Below are 7,255 nucleotides of genomic sequence, written 5' to 3' on the forward strand. Positions count from 1 at the left end.
TGACGAACATGTGGCAGCGCCTGCGTGACAAGTTATCCAAACAATCGGACCCGGAGACCGTCAAGATCGAAAAAGGCTACAATCCCAACGTCATCGGCAAGATCCAGCCTCAGGGAGGCATCCGGTTCGACGCCAATTTTGTCCGGCTCGGGGACGGCTATCTGTCCTGTCTCCATGTCTACAAATATCAGTCGCTCGTCTATGACTACTGGCTCGAACCCATCCTGAACATGCCAGATGTCTTGACGACGCTCGACATCGGGACGGCCGACAAGCGCGAGATCATCCAGACCATCAACAAGTCGATGGCCGAACAGAACACGCGCTTCGAGAACGCGAAGGACAACATCGACCGCATCGACGCCCGAGAGACGTATAAAGAACTGAACGACCTCTACGAACAGATCACCCAGGGCGAGACGATGAAATATCTACACCTGCGCCTCTATGTGAAGGCGAAGACGCTCGACGCGCTCGAGGTGAAAGTACAGGAAGTGATGGAAGAACTCGAGGCTCGGAACTTCCGCTCGACAATCTTCCTGAACGAACAAGAATGGGAATGGCAAAGCCTGTTCACGAGCTATGACCAGCAACAAAAGCTCCCGAATCGGCGCCGTGGGAAAGAGATCCCGTCCCTCTCCATCGCCGGCGGCTATCCGTTCCACTTCACGTCGCTTCAGGACGCGACCGGCACGTATTACGGGACGACCGACACGAACGGCAGCGTCATCTTCGACCTGTTCCACAAGGACAAACAACGCAAGTTCTACAACGCGCTCATGATCGGCAAGATGGGGTCCGGGAAATCGACACTCCTCAAGAAGACGGTGCTCGACCAGGCAATCAAGGGCAACAAGATTCGCATCCTCGACGTCACGGGCGAGTTCTCCGACCTGGTGCGGCAGCTCGGCGGGAAAGAAATCGCGCTCGACGGGTCGGCCGGGCTCATCAATCCTCTCCATGTCTATAAGACCGTGACGAATAACGACGGCAGCGCCAACGAGTCACTCTCGTTCATGCAGCATCTGTCAAAGATGGCCGTGTTCTATCACTACATCAACCCGGCGGCGACGCAGGAAGAGACGAACGAGTTCGAGATTTTGCTTCGGGACTTGTACGTCCGGCACGGGCTCTGGGACGAACAGGGCGAACTGCCGATCACGACGCACCCGGCGAACCGGTACCCGACGTTCTCCGACTTCTTAAAACTCGTGCGTCGCGAGCTTTACACGGACGACACGCGCACCTCGATCAAAGATGCGATCAGTCCGAACCGAGTGCGGCGTCTCGAGAACATCGAGCTCGCCGTCACGAACCTCGTCCACAACTATGGCAACATCTTCGACGGCCACTCCTCCATCGACCGGTTCGACGAGGAGCTCATCGTCTCGTTCCCGCTACGGAACCTGACAAGCCTGCGCGACGAGGTGTTCCAGGCACAGGTGTTCTCGCTCATGAACATGCTGTGGGACGGGATGATCGCCAACGGCTCGAGTCAACTGAAAGCCTATAACCAGGGCGTGCTCCGGACCGAAGAAGCGTGCAAGTACCTCATCGTCATCGACGAGGCGCACCACTTGATCAACACGCGCGACATCGCGCAACCGGCCATCCTGTATCTGCAACGTTGCATGCGCGAAGCGCGCAAGTATTTCGGCGGCATCTTCTTCGTGTCGCATCTGATCACCGACTTCGTGCCGGCCGGGTCAAAGTCCGAGAACGCGGAGAACGTCAAGTCGCTCTTTCAGTTGACGCAGTACAAGATCATCGGCGAACAGGACGCGGAAAGCATCCCGATCATTCAAACGGTGTTCGACGGACAGCTCTCGAACTCCGAGATGCGCATCATCCCCTCGCTCGAGACGGGACGCGTCGTCCTCAGCATTTCCGGCGTGCAGAACCTCATCTTTGACGTCGACGTCGCGCCCGAAGAGCTCGCGCTTTTCGGTGGAGGTGCCTGATGTGGGCGGCCGCGAAACGGACGGCCCGCTTCGCCGTCACGGCGAAATGGCAGCTCGCGACGCTCAAGTGGCGACTCATCCTGCTCGCCATCGCGGCACTCGTGTTGTTCCTGGTCATCCTCGTCGTCGGCATCCTCGACACGCTCACGGGTGTCCAGAACGAACAACCGACCGACGTCACATTCAACACGGCCGGTGGTCTTCAAGTGAGCGACCAGGTGCTCCAATATCGGGGCTTGGTCGAATCGGAACTGACGAAGCACGGGCTGACCGAACAGACGAACCTCGTGCTCGCGCTCATGATGCAGGAGAGTGGCGGACGCGGGAATGACCCGATGCAGGCGAGCGAGTCGAAGTGTGGACGAATTGGGTGCATCACCTCTCCCGAGGAGAGCATCGTCTACGGCGTCGAACATTTTGCGTCCGTCTTCGAACGGGCTAATCGCGACGTGCAACTCACGCTACAGAGCTACAACTTCGGTGGCGGCTTTATTGACTATGTGCAACAGAACGGAGGACGGTACTCGAAAGAGCTCGCCATCTCGTTCTCGCAGATGATGTACCAGCGCGTGAAACACACCGGCATCTATCGTTGTCATCGCCCGAGCGCGGTCCAGCACGGTGCCTGTTACGGGGACATCGAGTATGTCGACGCGGTGCTGAAATACCTCGCGCCGGTCGCCGTCACCGATGGGGTCATCACGAAAGAGCTGTTGTCGGGGTTACGTTCCCCGCTCGCCATCCCGCTCAACGTGACATCGCGTTTCGGATGGCGCGTCGTCTTCGGACAACGGGACAACCACACCGGTATCGACTTCAGTTGCACCCCGTCCGACACGATTCACGCGGTCAAGAGCGGCACCGTCATCTATAGCGGGAACCGTGGACCGTACGGAAATCTCGTCCAGGTCCAGCATGACGACTACATCACGGCGTATACGCACCTGAGTCGTCTCGGCGTCCAAACGGGTCAACAGATTGAAGCCGGACAGGCGCTCGGGTACTGCGGCACGACCGGCCGCTCGAGCGGGAACCATCTGCATTTCGAGATCAAGACGAGCGAATGGTCCGGTCATATCGACCCCGCCCCGGTCTTCGGATTATAAGTCATGCATGTATGAAAAGGAGGAGGAAGAATGAACTTCACCGCACGTCACCTCGCGTATCTGTTCGGGGTACTGCTCCTGATTTCGATCGCAGCGAACGTCTTTTTCTATCAACAAGCGACGGCTGTCACGAGTACTTCAGACACGAGCGAGACGAAAAATGAGAGCGTCACTCACTCTGAATCGGCAACCTCCGAAAATACGCCGTCAGACACTGCACCAGTCGTCGCTTCGACGGAGACGGAACGAATGGAAGAGCTGGTGACACGCGCGACGCGCTTCATCGAGTACGCCTTCACCGTCACAAAGGACAGTTACACGACCCAGAAACGACAGGCGAAAGGTGTCATGTCTGAGGAACTCGCGGCCACGCTCTTCGCCGCTGACGGCAGTGACGTCGGCACGTTCGAGACGATCGTCCGCGACATCGAGGTGTTCCCTTCTGTCTCCGGAGAAGATTGCCTCGTGCGATTCGAACAAGACCTGTTGATCACCGAGACGGGTTATGAAGAGACGACGCAAGAACTGTTGGCCCTGACGTTCGAGTCCATCGACGGACGTTTGGTCGTCACAGAAATGGAAGATCTGACACCTGAAGGAGGAATCTAGATGCGACGACAAACACGACGGCGTCTCACCCAGAACGTCTCCCGGTTCTACCTCGGACTCGGCGTATTCTTTGTCGTCGGCTTCCTCTTTTTCGGTACCTCGTCGTTCTTCTTCGCCGAGGAGGCACCGGTCAATGAGACGCCGATCAACGAGGCAATCCGTCTCTCGAACGGGGAGACCGTGACGCTCCACGCGTCTAGTTACGATACGAAGACGAAGACAATGCGCATTCGACTCTCACTCGATGAAGCACCAGGTAACACGAACGATCATCTCTTCCGCTACGTCTATAAGGCACGTCCTGATTCCGAGAAGGAAGTCACATCGCTGTATGAACGGAACAATCAGTACGTGCTCGAATTGAAGGACGTGCCGAACGACTTCGACCAGCTCGCCATCCGAATCTATGGGGTGGACGAGTCACAAGCAATCGAATCACTCACACCCGAGGAACGGGAGAGCAGTCTGTTGACGTCCCTCTATGCCGACCGTCGGACCATCGAACAGGCGAACCATACCTCATCTGACGAGACAACTTTCACGAGACTATTCGTCGAGGATGAGCTCGCGGAGACCGAACGACAGGTGGAAACGACGCAACAATCAGTCGAGGCGCAGCGGCAACAGATCGAGCGACTCGACCGTGACAAAGAGGAACTCGAAGACGAACTTCCCTACCTCTCGCTCGACGAACAGGTCGAACAGGAGAACGAGATTTTCGACCTCGGTCGGAAGCGTGACGAGCTCACACTCGAACTCGAGAAACTCGAACAGTCGGTCCAAGCGCTCGAAGAAAAGCACGACAAGTTACGCGTCCGGCTTCGGGAACTATCGATTTAAGTGGCACATTTTGTGCCAAATCGCTGGTTTTACTGGCACATTTCGTGCCGTTTTCGGACTTTTGGTGATATCACAGAAACCCCAGGCTCTGCCTGGGCTATCACGACAAGTGATAGCAGTTTCCCCTTATGCTCTTTGAACGAACTTTTAGGACGTCGGCAATATGTAGCCTCTAGAAAGGTGGTCAGGCAAATGGATCTGTTACTCCGCGACATCGACCCCGTCATCGTGAAGCAAATCGATGAATGGGCGAAGGAACACAACCGCTCCCGGCAACAATATTTGAAAGAACTGCTCGCCTCCTGGTGTGCGAACGGCATCCAATCGACGCAGGTCGAGCGGCTCGAACGACAGCTCGAGGCGAACACGCTCCACCTGAAGCGGAGCGCGGACGAGCTCGCCGCGGTGACCCGGTTGTTGAACGAGGTGATGCAGGATGCGTGAGACGCCGGGCATCGTCATCAAGTCGAAGTTCAAGGTGCCGGGCACAAAAAAGAAGTCGCGTCGCTACACGACGTACCTCGACTACATCAACCGACCGGACGCGAAAGACAGCCGGGAACAGTTCGAGACGTATCACGATTATATGGAAGACGAGACGAAGTCGAGCGGTCTGTTCACACGCGAGGACGACCGGTTGAACCACGAAAAACGTCGCGCCGTCCGCGACATCTTCAAGCAAGCACAAGAGAAAGGGAGCATCCTCTGGCAGGACGTCATCTCGTTCGATAACACCTGGCTACGCGAGACCGGTGTGCTCCACGATGACCTCGTCGACGAGAAACGATTGATCCAGGCGACACGGAACGCGGTCGAGGCGATGCTCCAAAAAGAAAAGATGGTCCATGCCTACTGGACCGGCGCCGTGCATTACAACACCGACAACATCCACGTGCATGTCGCCATCGTCGAGACGAGCCATATGCGCGAGCGCGGCAAACGCAAACCAAAATCGATCGAGCTGATGAAGTCGAAGGTCATCCATTCCCTCGCCGACCGGACGAAAGAACAGGAGAAACTGAATGCGTTCATAAGAGACGAACTGGTCGCCCATAAACGGAACCGGAAGATTCCAACGCTCCCGAACCGTGTCCTGCATCCTGACCTCGTTCGCCAGTTCAAGGACATCTATGAACGCTTGCCGGAAGACAAACGTCAATGGCGCTACAACATGAACGGGATGCAGCCGCTCCGTGAGTCGCTCGATCGTCTGACCGACCGCTACATCGACATTCACTTCAAATCAGAGTTTCAAGCCTTCAACGAGCGGCTCGAACAGGAGGTGTCGTTCCATCGTCGCAGCTACGGCGACACGGAGAAGGCCGAGCGTTATCGGACGACGAAACGACAGGACCTCTACACCCGGATGGGGAATGCCATCCTCGCTGAGATGCGAGACTTGTCAAAGGAACAAATGACACTTGAAAAAATTGAAGCCCCTAAACATCCGGTCCGACGCGCGTTCAACCAACAAAAGATATTCAACGAATCAATCTACCGGATCGAGCGGCACATGAATGACGAATTCGAACATTTGAAGAACCAACGAGCTTTCGAACAGCTGGAACGGGACATCGAATATGGAAAGTGAGGGAGGACGATGGAAGAGTTGAGACAGATCCGTCTCCGATTAAAGCCGGAGACGGTCGCGTATTTAGAAGAGTTCGCCGACGACAAACGCTTCGGCCATCTCGGTCAGGTCATCGACCATATCGCAGACGAGCATAAACAACTGGCTGACGGGAAGTGGGACATGCAGTTCCTCACCCGCTCGATCAGCACGCAGGTTACAAGTCATATCGAGGAGTTAATGAACAAGCAGGTGTCGACGGAACTCGAGCGGATCCGACTCGCCGCGAACCGTTCCGATCGCCACGGGCAGATCCTGACAGAGCTTCTGCAGGCGCTGATGCAGACCGAGGGCATCGAGGACATCATGACGACGGATCAATTCAAGCCGACGTTTCTCGCGACGGCGGAACGCATCGTCCAGGAGCGCATCGAACACCAAAAACAGAAGAAGGACACATTAACTGTTGAGAGAGGATGAATCTTATGCGACCACTTGACCGTCCCTTCACGATGGGACAACTGTTGACGCTTCAACCGGATACCGTCACGGTCCTCATCTATGGAAAGCGATACGACATGCCGGTGTCCGTTTCCGAGCACCAACTTTTGACCGCCGTCGCGCAAGACGAGATCGTCTTGCTTCCCGTCAATTTCGAGCGGACACAGCTGTTACTCGACATACCGGAAACGTCGCCACAACTCGAGCGTGAACTGGACGAATTTGCGGATAGTGATGAATCTGTCACCGACTTGTTGAAGGAAGGAGTCTGACACGATGGCCAAGATGAAGACGAACGAAGAACGGAAGGCCGAGCTCGAGGCCTTGACCGAACAGATGGGAAAACAGATCGACAGCTACTTCGAGAGTCCGGAAAAAATCCGGGAACATCTACAGTTCCTCGGCAAGTTTCATCAATACTCGATGCGGAACGCAATTTTGATCGAGTCCCAATTCCCCGGCGCGGTCGCGGTCGGCTCTTACCCGTTCTGGGAAAAGCAAGGCGCACAGGTCCAAAAAGGTGAGCGTGGCATCAAAGTATTTGTCCCGAACCCGGTGACGTATGTCTTGCACAAAGATGAATGGGTACCGCTCAGCAAGGCACCGAAGCCAATCAAGGACGGCGTGAAACAAGGACGCATCCCGTCACGCAAGATGATGTACTTCAA

The 7,255-nt window shown here is 56.0% G+C and carries 9 protein-coding genes; all 9 read left to right on the forward strand.

Translation table 11 applies throughout. The annotated features are described in order from the left end of the window. Positions 1-8: 8 nt before the first annotated feature. Positions 9-1,961, forward strand: coding sequence for a VirB4 family type IV secretion system protein (locus KNP95_RS14630; RefSeq protein ID WP_214838108.1), 1,953 nt, complete (start codon positions 9-11; stop codon positions 1,959-1,961). Beyond that, positions 1,961-3,067 carry a lysozyme family protein gene (locus tag KNP95_RS14635; protein WP_214838111.1) on the forward strand — a complete coding sequence of 369 codons (1,107 nt, stop codon included), beginning with the start codon at positions 1,961-1,963 and terminating at the stop codon, positions 3,065-3,067. Before KNP95_RS14630 ends, KNP95_RS14635 begins: the two co-directional genes overlap by 1 nt. Before the next feature lie 30 nt (positions 3,068-3,097). Next, the gene (locus KNP95_RS14640; protein WP_214838114.1) at positions 3,098-3,676 is read left to right on the forward strand and encodes a hypothetical protein; all 579 of its coding nucleotides are present in this window, start codon (positions 3,098-3,100) and stop codon (positions 3,674-3,676) included. Next, entirely contained in the window at positions 3,677-4,516 is an 840-nt protein-coding gene (locus KNP95_RS14645) for a hypothetical protein (protein ID WP_214838117.1), read from the forward strand. A 192-nt stretch (positions 4,517-4,708) separates the two neighbouring features. Continuing rightward, complete coding sequence (locus KNP95_RS14650) at positions 4,709-4,960, forward strand: hypothetical protein (RefSeq protein WP_058765879.1); 252 nt, start codon at positions 4,709-4,711, stop codon at positions 4,958-4,960. Continuing rightward, entirely contained in the window at positions 4,953-6,107 is a 1,155-nt protein-coding gene (gene mobP2 / locus KNP95_RS14655; RefSeq protein ID WP_214838120.1) for a MobP2 family relaxase, read from the forward strand. The genes KNP95_RS14650 and mobP2 overlap by 8 nt, the downstream gene beginning before the upstream one ends. Before the next feature lie 9 nt (positions 6,108-6,116). Then, positions 6,117-6,566 (forward strand): hypothetical protein, encoded by a 450-nt coding sequence (locus KNP95_RS14660; protein WP_214762886.1) that lies wholly within the window; start codon positions 6,117-6,119, stop codon positions 6,564-6,566. Between the two features lie 5 nt (positions 6,567-6,571). Then, positions 6,572-6,859, forward strand: a complete 288-nt coding sequence (locus KNP95_RS14665) for a hypothetical protein (RefSeq protein WP_214754919.1) — start codon at positions 6,572-6,574, stop codon at positions 6,857-6,859. 4 nt (positions 6,860-6,863) lie between these two features. After that, the coding region (locus KNP95_RS14670; RefSeq protein ID WP_251138575.1) for an ArdC-like ssDNA-binding domain-containing protein at positions 6,864-7,255 on the forward strand (392 nt) is incomplete at its 3' end.

This window comes from Exiguobacterium sp. s36, from assembly GCF_018618345.1.
GTDB classification, from domain to species: Bacteria; Bacillota; Bacilli; order Exiguobacteriales; family Exiguobacteriaceae; genus Exiguobacterium; species Exiguobacterium chiriqhucha.

Coding starts and splice junctions, on each gene's coding strand:
- KNP95_RS14630 (WP_214838108.1), top strand. CDS start 9: ATGTGGCAGCGCCTGCGTGACAAGTTATCCAAACAATCGGACCCGGAG.
- KNP95_RS14635 (WP_214838111.1), top strand. CDS start 1,961: ATGTGGGCGGCCGCGAAACGGACGGCCCGCTTCGCCGTCACGGCGAAA.
- KNP95_RS14640 (WP_214838114.1), top strand. CDS start 3,098: ATGAACTTCACCGCACGTCACCTCGCGTATCTGTTCGGGGTACTGCTC.
- KNP95_RS14645 (WP_214838117.1), top strand. CDS start 3,677: ATGCGACGACAAACACGACGGCGTCTCACCCAGAACGTCTCCCGGTTC.
- KNP95_RS14650 (WP_058765879.1), top strand. CDS start 4,709: ATGGATCTGTTACTCCGCGACATCGACCCCGTCATCGTGAAGCAAATC.
- mobP2 (WP_214838120.1), top strand. CDS start 4,953: ATGCGTGAGACGCCGGGCATCGTCATCAAGTCGAAGTTCAAGGTGCCG.
- KNP95_RS14660 (WP_214762886.1), top strand. CDS start 6,117: ATGGAAGAGTTGAGACAGATCCGTCTCCGATTAAAGCCGGAGACGGTC.
- KNP95_RS14665 (WP_214754919.1), top strand. CDS start 6,572: ATGCGACCACTTGACCGTCCCTTCACGATGGGACAACTGTTGACGCTT.